An 18,571-nucleotide genomic window follows, 5' to 3' on the forward strand; every position below is an offset into this window, starting at 1 on the left:
GCGAGCGGCGCTGTTTGAGGTATAATTCGAATTTCCCGCTCGTGCCGTCTGGCACCTTCTGCAATGACTAAGTTTGTATTCGTTACCGGGGGCGTCGTTTCCTCCCTAGGCAAAGGCATCGCCGCTGCCTCACTCGCTGCGATCCTTGAATCGCGCGGTCTCAGAGTCACCATGCTCAAACTCGATCCGTATATCAACGTTGATCCGGGTACCATGAGTCCATTTCAACACGGCGAAGTTTTCGTGACCGATGACGGCGCTGAAACTGATCTGGATCTGGGTCATTATGAGCGTTTCATTTCTTCAAAAATGAAGAAAGTGAATAACTTCACCACCGGTCAGATTTATGAATCTGTGATCCGTAAAGAACGTCGCGGTGAATACCTAGGCAAAACTGTTCAGGTCATTCCTCATATCACGAACGAGATCCAGGATTTTATCCATCGCGGTGCGAATGGTTACGATGTGGCGCTGGTTGAAATCGGCGGTACCGTCGGCGATATTGAATCCCTGCCGTTCCTGGAAGCCGCTCGTCAGCTGAGCCTGCGTGCTGGTCGCAATGCGGCAGCTTTCGTGCATCTGACGCTGGTTCCTTATGTGGCAGCAGCGGGCGAACTGAAAACAAAGCCGACACAACACAGCGTACAAAAATTACGTGAAATCGGTATTTTCCCGGATGCTTTGTTGTGCCGTGCCGATCGTCCTATCCCTGACGATGAACGCGCAAAGATTTCTTTGTTCGCCAACGTGCCCGAAGAGGCCGTGATCTCTGTATGGGATGCTGACACGATCTACAAAATTCCTCAAATGTTGCATGATCAGGGACTAGATCGCATCGTCTGCGACAAACTCGGCCTGGCACCAAAGCCTGCCGATCTGACGATGTGGGACAAACTCATTTACGCACTGGAAAATCCGAAAGAAGAAGTCACGATTGGTATGGTCGGCAAATATGTTGATCTGACTGAATCGTATAAATCGTTGACCGAGGCATTGCGCCACGCCGGCATTCACACCGAAAGCCGGGTGAATATTGAGTACGTCGATTCCGAAGAGATCGAAGCGCACGGCACCAAGTCGCTGGAAAAATACGACGCGATTCTGGTACCAGGCGGCTTCGGTAAGCGTGGTGTCGAAGGTAAGATCGTTGCAGCGCGCTTTGCCCGCGAAAATAAAATCCCTTACCTCGGTATCTGCCTCGGTATGCAGGTTGCCTTGATTGAATATGCGCGCAATAAAGCGGGCCTGACCGCAGCTAACTCTACTGAATTCGATCTGGAAACAGAGCAACCAGTCGTTGCGCTGATCAACGAATGGCAAAATCACGACGGCAAAGTTGAAACCCGCGACGAAAATTCTGATCTGGGCGGCACTATGCGTCTGGGCGCACAGACTTGCGCGATCAAACCAGGGACACTCGCAGCTGAGATCTACGGCAATGTCGTGACCGAGCGTCACCGTCATCGTTATGAAGCAAATAATCATTATCTTGGTCGTGTTGAGCAGGCGGGTCTGATTGTGTCTGCACGCACACCGACAGAAGATTTGTGTGAAATCATGGAATTGCCGCGCGAAGGCGCTAATTCACATCCTTGGTATCTCGGTGTGCAATATCACCCGGAGTTCAAATCGACACCGCGTGATGGTCATCCTTTGTTCATCTCCTTTGCCAAAGCAGCGATTGCGCATAAGTTAGCGAACAAAAAAGCTTAAGGAATACAACATGAAACTTTGTGGATTTGACGTCGGCTTGGATCATCCTTTTTTTCTGATTGCGGGTCCTTGCGTGATCGAATCGCATCAGATGGCGCTCGACACCGCAGGTGCTTTGAAAGAAATGACCGCTGCATTAGGTATTCCTTTCATTTACAAATCATCCTTCGATAAAGCCAATCGTTCTTCAGGTTCTTCTTTCCGCGGTCTGGGTATGGAAAAAGGTCTGGAGATCCTGGCGGATGTTAAAAAGCAATTGAATGTACCGGTCCTGACGGACATCCACGAAGTTGATGAAATCACGCCAGTTGCCGCGGTTGTCGATGTGTTGCAAACGCCAGCTTTTCTGTGCCGTCAAACAGATTTTATTGAGGCTTGCGGTCGTTCGGGCAAGCCGGTGAATATCAAAAAAGGCCAGTTCCTGGCGCCGCACGATATGGTTCATGTGATTGCTAAAGCACGCGCTGCGGCAAAAGCAGCAGGTCTGCCGGAAGATAACTTCATGGCATGTGAACGCGGTGCTTCTTTTGGCTACAACAATCTGGTCTCCGATATGCGCTCCCTAGCGATCATGCGCGAGACGAATTGCCCGGTTGTGTTCGATGCTACCCACTCTGTGCAGTTGCCTGGCGGGCAGGGTGCGACATCCGGTGGTCAGCGTGAGTTTGTTCCCGTGTTGGCGCGTGCTGCAGTCGCGGTGGGTATTTCCGGCTTGTTCATGGAAACTCACCCTGATCCGGCAAAAGCAATGTCAGATGGGCCGAACGCCGTGCCGCTAGGGCGTATGAAGGAATTATTATCGACGCTGATCGAACTTGATCGCGTGGTCAAAAAGAATGGATTCCTTGAGTCCAGTTTCGTGTAATTTTTGAGTCACTCTTTATTGTCTTGAGTGATCTTGAGTTGCCCTGAGTTGACTGAAGTTTTTCTGAAGTTTGCTTGTTGCGCTTAGTCCCGCTTTTGTCTCAACCTGACGCAAGGGCGGTGAGCATAAAATTGTTGATGGCATGCGCTTTGTCTGTTGAGCCAAAGTGTCGATGGTGATAACCGGAATCATGATTTTATCTGACAGCCTGTACCGATCCGGACGGCCGACTTTGCGTGCACATGGTCAAGATGAACTTCGCAGCTTGTTGAAATTTTGTTCGCTATATTGATTGTTTAGGAGAAATGAATGAGTGCCATCGTTGACATTATCGGTCGTGAAATTATTGATTCACGCGGCAATCCAACAGTTGAATGTGATGTTTTGCTGGAATCCGGCGTCATGGGACGTGCCGCTGTACCATCCGGTGCATCGACAGGTTCCCGCGAAGCGATTGAATTGCGTGACGGTGATAAGTCTCGTTACCTGGGCAAAGGCGTATTAAAAGCCTGCGAGCATATCAATACAGAAATCGCTGAAGCGATCATGGGTCTGGATGCGAACGAGCAAGCCTTCCTTGACCGCACTCTGATCGATCTTGACGGTACAGAAAATAAAGCACGTCTCGGCGCAAACGCGATCTTGGCGGTCTCTATGGCTGTTGCCAAAGCCGCTGCTGAAGAAGCCGGTTTGCCACTGTATCGTTACTTCGGTGGTTCAGGCGCGATGCAATTGCCAGTGCCAATGATGAACGTCATCAACGGTGGCGCCCATGCGGACAATAATCTGGATATTCAAGAATTCATGATTATCCCGGTAGGTGCACCTTCCTTCCGCGAAGCGATTCGTTACGGTGCCGAAGTATTCCATGCATTGAAAAAAATCCTGCACGACAAAGGTCTGACTACCGCAGTTGGTGACGAAGGTGGTTTTGCACCTTCCGTAGAGAACCATGAGTCAGCAATCAAGATGATCATTCAAGCGATTGAAGCGGCAGGCTATGAGCCAGGTACGCAAATCGCTCTGGGTCTGGATTGTGCCGCCAGTGAATTCTACAAAGATGGCAAATATCACCTTGAAGGTGAAGGCCTGACTTTGTCCTCTACCGATTTCACCAATCTGCTGGCAACTTGGGTCGACAAATATCCTATCATTTCGATTGAAGATGGTATGGCAGAAGGCGACTGGGACGGTTGGGCAATTCTCACCGAAAAACTTGGTAAGAAAGTTCAGATCGTGGGTGACGATTTGTTCGTGACTAATACCAAGATACTCAAAGAAGGCATACAAAAAGGTATCGCCAACTCCATCCTGATCAAGATCAATCAGATTGGTACTTTGACCGAGACTTTCGCTGCGATTGAAATGGCAAAACGTGCCGGTTACACCGCCGTTATTTCCCATCGTTCCGGCGAAACGGAAGACAGCACCATTGCTGATATCGCTGTCGGTACCAACGCGCTGCAAATCAAAACAGGTTCTATGTCCCGCTCTGATCGTATGGCGAAGTACAACCAGTTGCTGCGTATTGAAGAAGATCTGGGTGATATCGCCAGCTACCCTGGTCGTGATGCGTTCTATAATCTGAAGTAAGCGTCAATGATAAAGGGGAACGGCGTTCCCCTTTTTGCTGACTTTTTCTTTTTCTGGCTGCGTTTATCCGATGCGTCTGATCGCGTTATCACTTGCTGCATTGCTTTTACTGATCCAATTCCCGCTATGGCTGGGTAAGGGCGGTTGGCTGCGTGTCTGGGATCTGGATAAGCAAGTATCCCAAGTACAAAAGCATAACGACGAGCTGAAAGAACGCAATAGCAAGCTCGAATCTGAGGTTCAGGATTTAAAAACGGGGACCGGTGCTGTTGAAGAACGTGCTCGTTTTGAGTTGGGGATGATCAAGAAAGACGAGATTTTTGTGCAAATTCTCGCTCCGGGCAGTGCGGTACAAAAAACAGAAACACCGGCACCAGTGCTACAAAAAGAAAACGCTGCAAGATAAATTCGGCAGCGTTTTTTATTTTTCACTCGCTATTTGGAATGATTTTTGTGTTTGTGTAACACATACGTCTATACGCGTACACGAATCTAACACTGACTATCTAATGCTTACTTTGGCTCACAATACTGGTTGCTTCAACCAGGGTATTTGCCACAAATAATTGTGCACAATCGACTTTGTCAAAGCCGTAATGTTTGCCACAAAAATCGCAATGAATATCAAGCTTGCCGAGTTCCTCGACTGCCGTATTAATTTCAGTCTCTCCCAGCATACGCAACATGTCACCGACTTTTTCACGTGTGCAATTGCAATGAAATTCAGGATGTTGCGGCTCAAAAACCCGGATCGTTTCTTCCCAGAATAGTCGGTGCAACAGCGTTTCGATATCGGTAGTCAATAATTCATCTTGCTTCAATGTGCTACCCAATACGACAGCACGGTTCCATGCCTCAGCTTCATCCTCGACAGTCGATTCGATGCCGCCATGTTTCGGTAATTTTTGCAGCAGCATGCCACGTGCGACGGTGTCATCGGCAGCCAGCCATAATTTGGTATCAAGCTGCTCGGAGCGCATCATATAGTTTTCAATGATGACGGCAATACTGTCGCCATCGATAGGCACGATGCCCTGATACGCTTGCTGTCCTGGTAGTTTGTCATTCGGGTCCAGAGTAATCACGAAGCGGCCTTGTCCATGTGCATGGATCAGATCGGCTAGTGTCGCGTCATCAGAAATAACTGCATCCGGTGCCAGTTTTGCTGTCGCCCGGATATGCAGTTTGTCATTGCATTCGACGACTAACAATTTTAAAGGACCGTCACCGTGGATTTGCATGATCATGGTACCGTCAAATTTGAGATTCGCCGACAGCAGGGCAGATGCTGCAGTTAATTCGCCGAGTATGGTTTTAACCGCTTGCGGATAATTCTGGCGCGATAAAATTTGTTGCCAGGTATTCGATATTTCGACGAGCTCGCCGCGCACGCCTGCATGTTCAAACATGAATTTTTGTAATGAGTCTTGCATAGATAGTTGTGTACTTTATGTTGCTTTGGATCTTGATGTCGGAGAAGTTTCTTAGGTTTTTGTGTATTAACCGATACGTTTCAGCTCGGTTTTAAATGATTGTCCACGGCGCACATAGTTCTGGGTATTGCCGTGCATGCGCAGAATATCCTCTTGGTTCAAGGTGCGCACGGCTTTGGCTGGCGAGCCGATAATGAGTGAATTGTCTGGGAATTCTTTGCCTTCTGTGACTAGTGCACCGGCACCAACCAGACAATTTTTTCCTATCCTGGCACCGTTCAGAATAACGGCCTGAATACCCACTAACGAGCCTTCACCGATTGTGCAGCCGTGTAGCATCGCTTGATGCCCGATAGTCACGTTTTTACCGATCACCAGAGGGAAACCAGGATCGGTGTGCAGGATACAGCCTTCTTGCACATTGCTGTTCTCGCTAACGGTGATCAGTTCGTTATCGCCACGTATGGTCACGTCGAACCAGACACTGGCAAACGCTTCAATTTTCACTTTGCCAATAATATTGGCGGTGTCCGTGATGTATGCGCTCGGATCTATTTCTGGTGCAACGTCGCCTAACTGGTATATGGCCATGATTTTTCCGTAAAATAGAGAACATGTTGTAAACCCCTCTATTTTAACGCTCCTTGTATGAACTCACCGATGTCAACCGCAAATCCCTCCTCAATCACGCCAGATGTTGCCAATGCAGGCCAGACTCAGGCAGATACGAGGGAACTGCGTCGTGCTGCACTCAACTGGCTGGCAGAGTCACATATCGACGCAAAAGTTGGCGGGGTATTGAAATTACGGCAAGACTGGCTGGCGGGAGCATTGAGTCTGGATGCTTCTGCCAGTCTATTGGCAGATCAGCCTATCCCGGGCCGCCCCGATCGACCTGAGCTGGTGCCGCCGCTGCAAGTCAAGCGTAGAGCGATGAATACAGTGGAAGGGCGGGCAGTGTTAATCCATGCTCTGGCGCACATCGAATTTAATGCCATCAATCTTGCGCTCGACGCGATCTGGCGTTTTGCTGATATGCCACGTGATTATTATGTTGACTGGTTACAGGTTGCGCAAGAGGAAGCTTACCATTTCAGTTTGCTGGCAGATCACTTGCGCGTACTGGGTTATCAGTACGGAGATTTTCCCGCACATCACAGTTTGTGGGAGTTAGCCGAAAAAACACAGGAAGACGTATTGGCCAGAATGGCGCTGGTGCCACGTACCATGGAAGCGCGCGGACTCGATGCGACACCCGCGGTCAGAGCCAAGCTGGCACAGGCCAAAGACATCGCCGCTGCTGAGATTCTGGACATTATCTTGCGGGATGAAATCGGTCATGTGATGATAGGCAATCGTTGGTTCGCCTATCTGTGCGAGTTAAGACAACTAGCGCCGGTCGCAACCTATGCTGCCTTAGCCCAGCAATACAAGGCACCGCAAATGCGCGGCCCATTTAATCTCGATGCACGCCGTGCCGCTGGTTTTAGTGAAGAAGAATTGATCGCATTACAGGCTTAGGATTTTTTAACCCAAATTTTCCATTAGAACAGCGACTAGCGGTCTGATAGACAATCTGGAGTCAACGCCATTACATTTCAGAGGCCAAGAGAATGAAACATCTCATCACGCTGCTTACGAGTGTCCTGCTTATATCCTCTGTGTTTGCACAGAATGCGACTATACCCGCGCCTGCTGCGGCACCACAGCCCGCGGCAGAAATGCCTGTGCCTGCCAGCGACTATCGCCTACCTGAACGAAAATTTAAAAAGAAGATTCTGGCAACGGCGTTCACAGTCGGCAAAAATGTACAGATCGACGATATCGATGAGGTAGGTCAAAATTTTCCGAAAGAGTTATTACACCGGCTTCATGTGACGCAGGGATTTTTGACCAGAATGTCGCCAAATTTGCTCTCATTTAATTATGAGGTTGACGCACCTTCAACACAACTGTTGCGCCAGTTGGGAACGCAATACGATAGTCAGTTCGTCATCTCAGGCACGATACTGGACGCCAGCGTCATCACAGAGAAAAAGTATTGGGGCCTGATCGAAAATAAAAAACGTCACCTGACATTACAAATCGAACTGCATGATGTGGCGAGTGGTGTTTTGCTTGCACGCCATAAGCTTAGCCAGATTGCCGACAAAGACATCACGGTGGGTAAAGATAAGCCCTTTGCCAGCACCGTGTTCTTTGCCACGCCTTACGGAAAAGTCTTTGATCAGTTGCTAGAGCAGGCGACGACTATGATCATCAAAGATTTAGAAGCGAGCAGCTTCTACGCAAAAATTACTCAGGTCGGTCCGGATGGAGAAGTCATGTTGGATGCGGGATCTAATTCTGCGGTACTACCAGGCGATGTATTCGCTATCTTTGGACGGCAAACTAATTTGTCCGCAAAAGGTATGGCACATGTCGCCACGGAACATCAAGAGCGTCGGCTAGGAACCCTTGCCGTGATCAAAAGCCAGAGCTCATCGTCAATGGCTGAACTGTCTGCCGATACTAAAATCAGCGAAGTGAAAGTGGGTGATATTGTGAGAGCGGATACGGTTGTTGGTCGTTAGGAGGCAGATATTGATCTCAAACAGGACTGACACAAAAAGCCAAGACCTCTCACCTCAGAGTCACTGAGACGCTGAGACATAGAGACATAGAGAAAAGGCAAGAGTAAACGGTTACGAAATATCGATTAAAAGGCTTGAGAGATTCCCCAAACGATTCCGCAAGCTGAATGCGCCTGTTGGCACGAAATGCCTCTGAAAGCCGCATCCAGCTTGCGGGTTCACTGTGCATGACAGTATGCAGCTTGTCGTATTGCGTAAGTCCTGTCAGACCTTCACCTGTACCACTAGCTTGTCCAGACCAGTGCGATTAATTCGTCGTATCTGATTGACTGACGTTAACATCCTTCTTAGAAAGTATTGCTTTGAAGCGAGCGTTGTTTACTTGCGGTCACAATCGCCCGGCAATTCTTTCCTCTTCGAGTAAACGCAAAACCCGCCGCTGGACCTTACCCGTTGTCGTCATTGGCAATGCCGCGATGAATTCGATTTCTCTCGGATATTCATAAGGGGCGAGTTTGCCTCGTACGTGTGTTTGCAGCTCTGCGATCAGGTCTGCGCTACCTTCATAGCCGCTGCTTAACACCACATATGCTTTCACGATGTTGCCACGCTCTTTGTCGGGCTTGGGGATCACGGCGGCATTTGCTACCGCTGGATGTTTGACCAGGCAGTTTTCTATTTCTGATGGGCCGATGCGATAACCGGCGGCTTTGAACATATCGTCGGCACGACCCTGATACCAGAGGTAACCATCTTCATCACGTAAGGCTAGGTCGCCTGTGCGGCACCAGTCGCCGGTGAATTTGTTTCGTGTGGCATCAGGATTTTTCCAATAACCGAGAAAGAAGACGGGATCGGCCTGTCCATGAATGTCCTTGCGGTGCATGGCGACTTCGCCGATCTGGTGATCGCCAACTTCGTTGCCATCATCATCGATAATTGCGACGCGATGCCCTGGGTACGGTCGCCCCATGCTGCCTGGCTTGGCGGGCCATTGCACAATGCTGTTGCCGACGATGTAGTTCATCTCGGTTTGTCCAAACATTTCGTTCGGGATGATGCCGAGAGCGTCGTTGCACCAGTTGAATACGGCGTCGCCGACGGCTTCTCCCGCACTCATGATGCTGCGTAACTTGAGCTGGTAGCGTGACTTGGGTTCTGGACAGGCTTTCATCATCATTTTGAGCGCGGTCGGGAACAGAAAGGTATTGGTGACCTGATATTTTTCCATCAGATAAAAAGCTGTTTCTGCGCTGAATCGTCCTTGGTAACCGACGATGGGCTGACCAAAATAGAGCGTCGGTAACAAGGCATCCATCAGGCCGCCGGTCCATGCCCAATCTGCTGGCGACCAGAATACGTCACCCGGCTGTGGAAACCAGTTTTGAGACGCGACAAAGCCGGTCAGGTTGCCAATAATGGCAGAATGAGGAATCACCGCACCTTTCGGCGCGCCTGTAGTGCCGCTGGTATAGATCAAAATGGCAGGGTCACTCGCCTTGGTAACCGCCGGAGTAAAATCGGCCGGCATCTGCGGCACCGTGTGCGACCAGATCAGCGAGTCTTCAGCTTTGCATTGCAGAGTGATGAGGGTTTTTAACGCAGGACAATTACCGCGAATTTGCCAATACGCTTCGATGCCGCTCTGATCAACAATCAAGGCGACTGCTTCACTATTTTGTAGCCGATATTCCAGAGCCTCAGGGCCGAACAAAAAAGACAGCGGCATTGCAATTGCGCCCATCTGCAGACAGGCAATCACGCTGATCGCCGTCTCAGGACGCTGTGGCAGGATGTAGGCGACGATATCGCCAGCTTTGACGCCTTGTGCACGTAACAGATTCGATAACTGATTGGCTTGAGTTTGCAATTCGGCATAGCTCAAGGTGCTGGTATTGCCTTCGGCATCTTCATAATGGATGGCAATACGATGAGGATCTTTACTCCAGCGCTGACAACAGACTTCCGCAATATTGAATTCAGCCGGAACATCCCAGCGAAAGTGGTGATAAAGATCCTGATAGTGATCAATCGTGCCGACGGCGGGTGCATGTGTAAGCGTTTTTTTCTGACTCATCCTGACTCCGGTATAATTATCGAACGATCGTGCTATTGTTTGTTATGCTCCAACGTTAATCCTAAACGAAAAACGGGCTTGCCGATATTGCAAGCGCTCTGTTTATTCACGAAAATTATTAATCTCATGATCAAATCATCTCGCTCAGAATTCATTCCCGTTCGCGGTCTTCAGTATCATGTGCGTCATTGGGGGCCTGATAACGCGCCCAAGATCGTGATGTTGCACGGCTGGATGGATGTCTCCGCGTCGTTCCAGTTTGTGGTTGATTGCCTGAAACAGAACTGGCACGTGATTGCACCGGATTGGCGAGGCTTTGGCCTTACCGATGCACCGCATGCGGATTGCTACTGGTTCCCCGATTACATGGGCGATCTGGACGCGATCTTGCAACATTATTCGCCCGACGAAGCCGTCAATTTATTAGGGCATAGCATGGGTGGCAACGTCGCGGGGATCTACGCCGGCGTACGTCCAGAGCGGATCAGAAAGCTGATCAATCTCGAAGGCTTTGGCATGCCCACCACGACGCCGGGTCAGGCACCTGGACGCTATCTGAAGTGGCTGGATGAATTGCGTGAAACACCGGTATTGCGAACCTATGCAACACAAGCGGAAGTCGCAGGGCGTTTGCAAAAAACGAATCCGCGATTGTCCGATGAGCGCGCCGCATTTTTATCCCAACACTGGGCACGCCAAAATGATGATGGCCGCTGGGAAATACTCGGTGATCCGGCGCACAAACTGACCAGTCCCTTGCTCTATCATGTCGAAGAAGTCATGGCTTGCTGGCAAAAAAATACGGCACCAACCTTATGGTTCGAAGCGGACGATACCAATGTCTGGCATTGGATGGGGCCAAAACCGGAAGCCCGTATCGAAATCGACCGCCGACTGTCCCATATTCCGCATTTGCGTAAAGAAATGATACAGAATGCAGGACATATGTTGCATCATGATCAGCCAGAAATTCTGGCGGAAATCATTGAGCAGTTTTTGCTTGAGTGAGTTTTTTTGAAGGTGGCGGACAGTAGGGCGAATTGCAGTGTGAGCCGATTAGGCCAAATTAAGCAAAATTAAGTGCAAAATGATCTGCACATTATTCGGCCTTTTAATCAGTGCAATAGCCTATGTATTAAGAGACGTACCCATGAAACGAATTCTTCTCCCCCTCATGTTGACTATCGCCACGCTCGCTTATGGCGGTGAGCTGTCATCACCTCTGCAGATTGGCGATATTGAGGGAGTATATAAACATCGTTTCATGAATGGCGTAATCACACCGGGCAAAGCACCGGGTGAGGCTGACCAGCCCTATCAGTCTGAAGACATTATTGAAATCGTCCAATATGATCCGTCGCATGTGTACTTTCGTGCGGAGCTTCAGTTTTATAACGGACACTCTTGCAGTATCTATGGAATTGCTGGTCAGGAAAAAGATGGCTTTGTCTACCATGATCTCGCTCCTCCGCTAGCAGGAGAGCCGGCCTGTACCTTAAAACTATCCGGCACGGCAGATCAATTGCATATCACCGACCGGATTACCCCAACGGGTGTTGCAACTTGTCGCATGTATTGCGGCGCACGCGGCAGTTTGTCCGATTATCTGATCGCCAGGAGCGCTAAGCGCAAGATTCGCTACCTTGATCGTTTAAAAGCATCTAGAGAATATCTGGATGCCGTCAAGTTGTTCACAGCATCAAAGACAGCTACTACCGATACTGCTGCCAGAAAATAATTTCAATGACCACGTTGGCACGATCGATCTGTCCATCATCTTTGCCTCAGTTACGCGGCGACATGATTGATTTCTTATCTCTGAGGGGCAATTTCCCTTTGACGCTCGGTGTAGTCCAATAGCTTTAGTGCTATCTGATTCTCTTGCTATGCCGCGTCGCCGCAAAGAATCTCGGTTAAACTTACGAGATTCCTTTTCAGATCTGTTCTACTCCACAGCACCTATTTCATCATGAGCGAAAAAGCATCTTACGGCTTCACTACGACCATCATTCACAGCGATCGCCAAAAAACGATTGAGCACGGCTCTGCGCATAAGCCTGTTCATACCTCGGTGTTCTACGGCTATGAGGATGCGCGTGATCTGGCTGCGGTATTCCAGGGTAAGCAATCGGGTTATCGCTATGGACGTCAGGGCAATCCCACTGTATCGGCACTCGAAGACAAGATTACCAAGATGGAAGACGGCCAGTCCAGCATTTGCTTTGCGACAGGAATGGCGGCGATTGGTGCGGTGTTTCAGGCCTTGTTGCGTCAGGGCGATCATGTAATTTCGTCCTCATTTTTATTTGGCAACACAAATAGTCTCTGGCAAACAGTAGCTGCGCAAGGTGTTGATGTGAGCTTTGTCGATGCTACCGATGTCGCGAATGTGGCCGCGGCGATTACACCGTCAACCCGCATGGTATTTGTGGAAACGATTGCCAATCCGCGTACCCAGATTGCAGATTTAAAACGGATCGGCGACTTATGCCGTGAGCGCGGAATTTTATATGTGGTGGACAACACCATGACCTCACCGTACCTGTTCCGCCCAAAAAGCGTCGGTGCTGGCCTGGTTGTGAATTCTTTGACGAAGTCGATTGCAGGTCATGGCAATGTACTTGGTGGTGCTCTAACCGATACGGGTGAATTTGACTGGTCCGCTTATCCGCATATCGCCGCCAATTTTAAAAAAACACCGGCACCGCAGTGGGGGATGGCGCAGGTGCGCGCCAAGGCCTTGCGTGATTTTGGCGCCTCGCTGTCGCCGGATGCAGCGCACCAGATCGCGGTCGGTGCCGAGACAATCGCCTTGCGTCTGGAGCGTGAATGTGCAAATGCGCTAGCGCTGGCGCAGATGCTGGAGAACGATCCGCGCGTCGACGCTGTGCATTACCCTGGCTTGTCATCTCACCCGCAGCATCAGATTGCGAGTGACTTATTCCGGTCTTACGGTGCGCTGTTCAGTTTTGAATTGAAGCCGGAAATCGACTGCTTCGACTATCTCAATCGCTTACATCTGCCGATCTCTGCCACCCATCTGGGCGACACGCGGACTCTTGTGATTCCGGTAGCACACACCATCTTCTTTGAGATGGGCGCTGAACGCCGAGCCGCAATGGGAATAGTCGATTCACTGATCCGCGTTTCTGTGGGTATTGAAGACACTCAGGACTTGCTAAGTGACTTTGCGCAAGCCTTAAATGCCTGATGACCTCAGATTGAGTTAATCAGTTTTTGACTTATACTAGGTCTGAGTATCGGTGTATAGATGCTCATGTGCCGCATAAAACCTGCGGAATGAGCCAATAAAACTGGATACTCCCCTTTATTTCTCGTGATTCGTGTTTTTTTCATTACGTTTCGGTAATTCCTAATTGTTTTTTATCCTCAGAAAGATCGTCATGTTACGACTCTCATTCAGTATGACCATGCGTGACTGGCGAGCGGGTGAATTACGATTCTTGCTGGTCGCCTTGATGATTGCGGTTGCGTCCTTGTCGTCGGTAGGTTTTTTTGTGGACCGGATGCGCAATGGATTGAATCGCGATGCACATCAGTTGCTTGGTGCGGATTTGCTGGTCAGCGCCGATCAGCCCATCAATCCTGCCTGGCGCACCGAAGCGCAACGACGTGGATTGACGATGGCGGAGACCATTGTTTTTCCAAGTATGGCGATTGCGGGGGAGGGCGATGCAATCACCACCAAGCTGGTCGCGCTGAAAGCCGTCACACCCGGTTACCCTTTGCGCGGCAACCTCAAGCTCAGCCAGTCGCCACAGGGCGCGGAGCTCACCACAACGCAGATTCCCGCGCCCGGCACCGTCTGGATAGACCCGACGCTGCTGCTCAGTATGAAACTCAAGACCGGTGATATTCTCAAACTCGGCGATAAGACGCTCACCGTCACTCAACTGATCGCGAACGAGCCAGATCGTGGTGCCGCGTTTATGAACTTTGCACCGCGTGTCATGCTCAACATGAGTGACCTTGCTGATACCCGACTCATACAGAATGGTTCTCGCGTGACCTATCGCCTCCTGCTGGCGGGCAAAGCCGATGTCGTTACGCCATTTCAGAAATGGCTGCAAGACAGTATCGACCGTGAGCAAACCAAAGGTGTGCGGCTAGAATCTCTCGAATCGGGTCGTCCTGAAATGCGTGCAACACTGGACCGTGCAGAGCAATTTTTATCACTGGTTGGCTTGTTGTCGGCGATGCTGGCAGCGGTTGCTGTGGCAATGGCGGCACGGCGCTTCATGCTGCGTCATGTCGATGCCTGCGCGATGTTGCGATGTCTTGGACAGACGCAAAACCAGGTCACGGGCATGTACCTGATCGAATTTTTGATCGTGGGATTATTGGGCAGCGCCGCCGGTGTCATCCTTGGCTTTGCCGGACATTATGTCTTGCTTGAATGGTTGGGCAAATTGGTCTCCAACGATTTGCCGCCTGCAAGTCTGCAACCAGCATTGCAGGGCATCGCGACTGGCTTGCTGCTGTTGGTCGGCTTTGCCTTGCCGCCGATACTGCAATTGCGAAATGTCCCGCATAATCGCGTCATCCGTCGCGAACAGGATGCGCCGCGAGCGATGACGCTGGCGACCTATGGCCTCGGACTGGGCATGTTCGTCGGTTTGCTGTTATGGCAGGCCGGCGATGTGAAGCTGGGCTTGCTGACCGCATCCGGTTTTTTAATCGGCTTGCTGGTATTCGCCCTGATCGCCTGGCTCGCCGTTGCCTCCTTAAAACGCGTACGCAATTTCAGCAGCCACACGGCATGGCGCTTTGCGATTACGGCGCTGCAACGCCGTCCTGGCGCAACCGTGATTCAGGTGGTATCGCTGGCACTCGGGTTGATGGCTTTATTGCTGCTGACAGTGGTACGTTCTGATCTGATCACTGCGTGGAAAAGTGCCACTCCGGCAGACGCGCCGAACCAATTCGTAATCAACATCCAGCCAGATCAAAAAGAAGAAATCACCAGACGTCTGCAAGCTATGACACCGGATAAACAGGCGACGCTGTACCCGATGATCCGCGGGCGACTGATCCAGGTTAATGATAAAGCCATCACCGGCGATACTTATCCCGACGACAGAGCCAAACGCCTGGTTGAAAGAGAATTCAATCTGTCCACCATGCGCGACATGCCAGCGACGAATAAACTTATCGCCGGAAAATGGTATCAGGAGACCGGTGCACATCCGCAAGCAGAGGCGTCGGTAGAAGAGGGTATTGCTAAAACTCTTGGGCTGAAATTAGGCGACAAACTGCGTTTTGATGTCGCCGGTCAGCAAGTTACGGCAGCGATTACCAGCCTGCGTAAGCTCGACTGGGGATCGATGCGCGTCAATTTTTTTGTGATCCTCAATCCTGCGGCAGTAGCTGAATTGCCGCAGACCTGGATCACCGCTTTTCATTTGCCAGAAAGCGATCAGCGCTCGGTGAATCAGTTGACGCTTGATTTTCCTAATCTGACGGTGGTGGATGTCGGCGCCATGATCAAACAAGTGCAAAGCGTGCTGGATCAGGTCATTACGGCGGTTGAATTTTTGTTCCTGTTCACACTCGCATCGGGTGTGCTGGTCTTGTATGCGGCACTAGCCGGTTCGCAAGATTTGCGCATGCGCGAAGCGGCCCTGCTGCGTGCGCTAGGCGCAACCCGTAAGCAATTGTCGCAGGCGCAGTGGATAGAATTTTTGCTGGTCGGCGGATTAGCTGGCTTACTCGCCGCCAGTGGTGCATCCGCTATCGGCTGGGCATTGGCGCGATTCAGTTTTAATTTTGAGTGGAGCTTCTCGCCGCTGGTCTGGCTCGCAGGTTTAAGCGTCGGTGCATTGTGCGCACTGATCGGCGGCTGGATGGGATTACGTAATGTGTTGAATCAACCGCCCTTGCTGAGTCTGCGTGAAAGCTGAACGACAGTTGCACGACGCCTGAACGGAGGAGTTGCCGCATTCAAGCTAAGGTGCCCCAGTTACCTCATGCGGACCATGCGCACCACTAACGTCCAGATCCCATATGCATCCGCATGTAGGGACGAAACCTGTTACTACAAACTTGTTGCTAGGTATGAATACAGAAACAAACACAGACAATAATGAAGAAGAACAATCCAAGCTCTACGCACTCATCGGCGCCGCAGACAAGCTGCGTGAGATGGTCGATCGCTTTTATGACCTGATGGAACTAGAGCCAGAATTTGCTGGCATCCGCGCACTGCATCCGACACCGATGGATGGCTCCCGCGATAAGCTGTTCTGGTTCTTGTCCGGCTGGATGGGCGGCCCGAATCTCTACATCGAACAATTCGGTCACCCGCGTTTGCGCGCACGTCATTTGCCGTATGCGATCGCCAGCAGTGAGCGCGATCAATGGCTGCGGTGCATGGCGTGGGCAATGCAAGATGTGGGAATCGCAGAAGAGTTGCAACAGCACCTGATGCAATCGTTTTATCAGACAGCAGATTGGATGCGGAATAAGCCCGGCTGATCTGGGTAAATAAAGATCAGCATCATCCCTCTCCCGCAGACGGCAGAGAGGTGATGGATGAGGAAGAGCAGAACATACCTGCGCTTCGCTGAATGTAAAACGCTAATCCTTAACATATCACTAACAAAAAATAAAAGAAAACGACATGAATTTGATAGAAATTTTAGTACTCATCACGCTCGCTATTCTCCTGATCGTGAACCTGCTTGTTTTATCACGCAGTCGCGGTAGCGATGTCGGCACCCAACTGCTCGCACTACAACAGTCATTGCAGCAGGCACAGCAGCAACAAGAGCAATTACAACAAGCACAGGAACGCTCCGAGCGCTCATTGCGGGAGCAGGTGCAATCGACGGCACAAGCGACACGGCAAGAGCTGGGTGGGAATTTTTCACAGCTTCAACAAACCTTAGCCGCCCAACTGACCAGCGTCGCCACGCTGCAAAACAACCAGATAGATGCGTTTTCTCAGCAACTGATCAAGCTGACAGAGACCAACGCGCAGCAACTGGAACAAGTGCGTCTTGCCCTGATTCAGCAAAGCCAAAATTCGCGTGACGAGCAAGCGCTCAGCCTCAAACGGTTTGGCGATACCTTAAACCAGAGTCTGGCAACACTGACCGAATCGAATGCCTTGCGCATGGCAGAAGTGCGGGCGACTCTAGAAGAAAAAATTAAACATCTGCAAGATGACAATGCGGCCAAACTCGAAGAGATGCGCAAAACCGTCGATGAAAAACTGCACGCCACGCTGGAGCAGCGTTTGGGTGAATCCTTTAAACAAGTCTCAGACCGTTTAGAAAAAGTGCATCAAGGTCTGGGCGAAATGCAGCAATTAGCCATTGGTGTCGGCGATTTGAAAAGGGTGCTGACCAATGTGAAGACTCGCGGAACCTGGGGCGAGGTACAGCTAGAAATGGTACTGGAGCAAATGCTCACGCCAGAACAATACGCCAAGAACGTCGAGACCGTACCCGGCTCTGGCGAGCGCGTAGAGTTCGCAGTGAAATTGCCAGGCAAAGAAGATGGCAGAGCACCCGTATGGATGCCGATTGACGCCAAGTTCCCCAAAGAACAGTACGAGCGTCTGCTGGATGCTGCCGAGCGCGCAGATGCAGAAGGCGTGGCGCAGGCAGGCAAAGAATTAGAGCGCGCAATTCGTGGCGAAGCCAAGACCATCGCCGAGAAATATCTCTCGCCGCCATTAACCACCGATTTTGCGATTTTGTTTTTACCGACCGAAGGTCTGTACGCTGAAGTCATGCGCCGCCCGGGTCTGGCCGATGAATTGCAACGCACCTACCGCGTCAGCATCTCCGGCCCATCAACGTTGTCCGCATTGCTGAACAGTTTGCAGATGGGCTTCCGCACACTCGTATTGGAAAAACGCTCGTCAGAAGTCTGGCAAGTGTTAGGTGCAGTGAAGACCGAGTTCGGCAAGTTTGGCGACGTGCTCGCGTCCACCAAAGCAGCCTTGGTAAGAGCCGCCGACAACATCGACAAAGCAGAGGTACGCACCCGTCAAATGACCAGAAAGTTGAAATCAGTCGAAGCATTGCCATCCGATTCCGCCCAGAGTCTGTTGGGTGTGGACGGCGATTTAGGCCTGGATGAATCCGGAGATAACGATATTGCGGGTTGATATATTGATGTGCTCGGATTTTCGCATAAACGGAAATCGGCATTGCAACTAGTTAGGAGTATAAATGTCTCTAACCTTTGTTCAGTTTGCGATGTCAAATCGGTTGGTTCCATTTAGCCAGAAACAGATCGTCCAATAAAAGTGTGCCTTCCAAGAAAATGCATTTCTACGATTAAGCAT

Annotated in this window: 15 protein-coding genes; 12 read left to right on the plus strand and 3 right to left on the minus strand. The window is 50.6% G+C overall.

Annotation, left to right across the window (positions count from 1 at the left end; translation table 11 throughout):
• Window positions 1-63: 63 nt before the first annotated feature.
• The 4 genes from ACO0K3_RS09105 (at window position 64) to ftsB (ending at window position 4,577) form a co-directional block, all read left to right on the plus strand.
• Entirely contained in the window at window positions 64-1,713 is a 1,650-nt protein-coding gene (locus ACO0K3_RS09105) for a CTP synthase (RefSeq protein WP_422958641.1), read from the plus strand.
• 10 nt (window positions 1,714-1,723) lie between these two features.
• Window positions 1,724-2,578 (plus strand): 3-deoxy-8-phosphooctulonate synthase, encoded by an 855-nt coding sequence (kdsA, locus tag ACO0K3_RS09110; protein WP_422958640.1) that lies wholly within the window; start codon window positions 1,724-1,726, stop codon window positions 2,576-2,578.
• Between the two features lie 309 nt (window positions 2,579-2,887).
• Entirely contained in the window at window positions 2,888-4,171 is a 1,284-nt protein-coding gene (eno, locus tag ACO0K3_RS09115; RefSeq protein WP_262838444.1) for a phosphopyruvate hydratase, read from the plus strand.
• A 70-nt stretch (window positions 4,172-4,241) separates the two neighbouring features.
• Entirely contained in the window at window positions 4,242-4,577 is a 336-nt protein-coding gene (gene ftsB, locus ACO0K3_RS09120) for a cell division protein FtsB (protein WP_422956272.1), read from the plus strand.
• A gap of 100 nt (window positions 4,578-4,677) precedes the next feature.
• On the opposite strand, the gene hslO is transcribed toward ftsB, so the two are convergent.
• Both hslO and ACO0K3_RS09130 read right to left on the minus strand, forming a co-directional pair.
• Entirely contained in the window at window positions 4,678-5,604 is a 927-nt protein-coding gene (gene hslO / locus ACO0K3_RS09125; RefSeq protein WP_422983843.1) for an Hsp33 family molecular chaperone HslO, read from the minus strand.
• Window positions 5,605-5,670: 66 nt separating this feature from the next.
• Entirely contained in the window at window positions 5,671-6,195 is a 525-nt protein-coding gene (locus tag ACO0K3_RS09130) for a gamma carbonic anhydrase family protein (protein WP_422983845.1), read from the minus strand.
• A gap of 69 nt (window positions 6,196-6,264) precedes the next feature.
• Between ACO0K3_RS09130 and ACO0K3_RS09135 the strand changes: the two genes are divergently transcribed.
• Both ACO0K3_RS09135 and ACO0K3_RS09140 read left to right on the plus strand, forming a co-directional pair.
• The gene (locus ACO0K3_RS09135; protein WP_422983847.1) at window positions 6,265-7,125 is read left to right on the plus strand and encodes a ferritin-like domain-containing protein; all 861 of its coding nucleotides are present in this window, start codon (window positions 6,265-6,267) and stop codon (window positions 7,123-7,125) included.
• A gap of 92 nt (window positions 7,126-7,217) precedes the next feature.
• Complete coding sequence (locus ACO0K3_RS09140; RefSeq protein ID WP_422983849.1) at window positions 7,218-8,177, plus strand: flagella assembly protein FlgT middle domain-containing protein; 960 nt, start codon at window positions 7,218-7,220, stop codon at window positions 8,175-8,177.
• Window positions 8,178-8,565: 388 nt separating this feature from the next.
• Here ACO0K3_RS09140 and ACO0K3_RS09145 read toward each other — a convergent pair whose 3' ends face one another.
• Window positions 8,566-10,254 carry an acyl-CoA synthetase gene (locus tag ACO0K3_RS09145; RefSeq protein WP_422983851.1) on the minus strand — a complete coding sequence of 563 codons (1,689 nt, stop codon included), beginning with the start codon at window positions 10,252-10,254 and terminating at the stop codon, window positions 8,566-8,568.
• Window positions 10,255-10,380: 126 nt separating this feature from the next.
• Between ACO0K3_RS09145 and ACO0K3_RS09150 the strand changes: the two genes are divergently transcribed.
• From ACO0K3_RS09150 to rmuC, 6 genes are all read left to right on the plus strand, one after another.
• On the plus strand, window positions 10,381-11,262 hold the full coding sequence (locus ACO0K3_RS09150) for an alpha/beta fold hydrolase (RefSeq protein WP_422983853.1): 882 nt from the start codon (window positions 10,381-10,383) through the stop codon (window positions 11,260-11,262).
• Window positions 11,263-11,404: 142 nt separating this feature from the next.
• Window positions 11,405-11,992, plus strand: coding sequence for a hypothetical protein (locus ACO0K3_RS09155; protein ID WP_422983855.1), 588 nt, complete (start codon window positions 11,405-11,407; stop codon window positions 11,990-11,992).
• 231 nt (window positions 11,993-12,223) lie between these two features.
• A complete protein-coding gene (locus ACO0K3_RS09160) occupies window positions 12,224-13,465 on the plus strand; it encodes a cystathionine gamma-synthase family protein (protein ID WP_422983857.1) in 1,242 nt (413 codons plus the stop codon).
• 193 nt (window positions 13,466-13,658) lie between these two features.
• Entirely contained in the window at window positions 13,659-16,175 is a 2,517-nt protein-coding gene (locus ACO0K3_RS09165; protein ID WP_422983859.1) for an ABC transporter permease, read from the plus strand.
• A 154-nt stretch (window positions 16,176-16,329) separates the two neighbouring features.
• Complete coding sequence (locus ACO0K3_RS09170) at window positions 16,330-16,749, plus strand: group II truncated hemoglobin (RefSeq protein ID WP_422983861.1); 420 nt, start codon at window positions 16,330-16,332, stop codon at window positions 16,747-16,749.
• 145 nt (window positions 16,750-16,894) lie between these two features.
• Window positions 16,895-18,391 carry a DNA recombination protein RmuC gene (gene rmuC, locus ACO0K3_RS09175; RefSeq protein ID WP_422983863.1) on the plus strand — a complete coding sequence of 499 codons (1,497 nt, stop codon included), beginning with the start codon at window positions 16,895-16,897 and terminating at the stop codon, window positions 18,389-18,391.
• Window positions 18,392-18,571 lie beyond the last annotated feature (180 nt).

It is taken from the genome of Undibacterium sp. Rencai35W (assembly GCF_049340185.1).
In the GTDB taxonomy this organism is placed as follows: domain Bacteria; phylum Pseudomonadota; class Gammaproteobacteria; order Burkholderiales; family Burkholderiaceae_D; genus Undibacterium.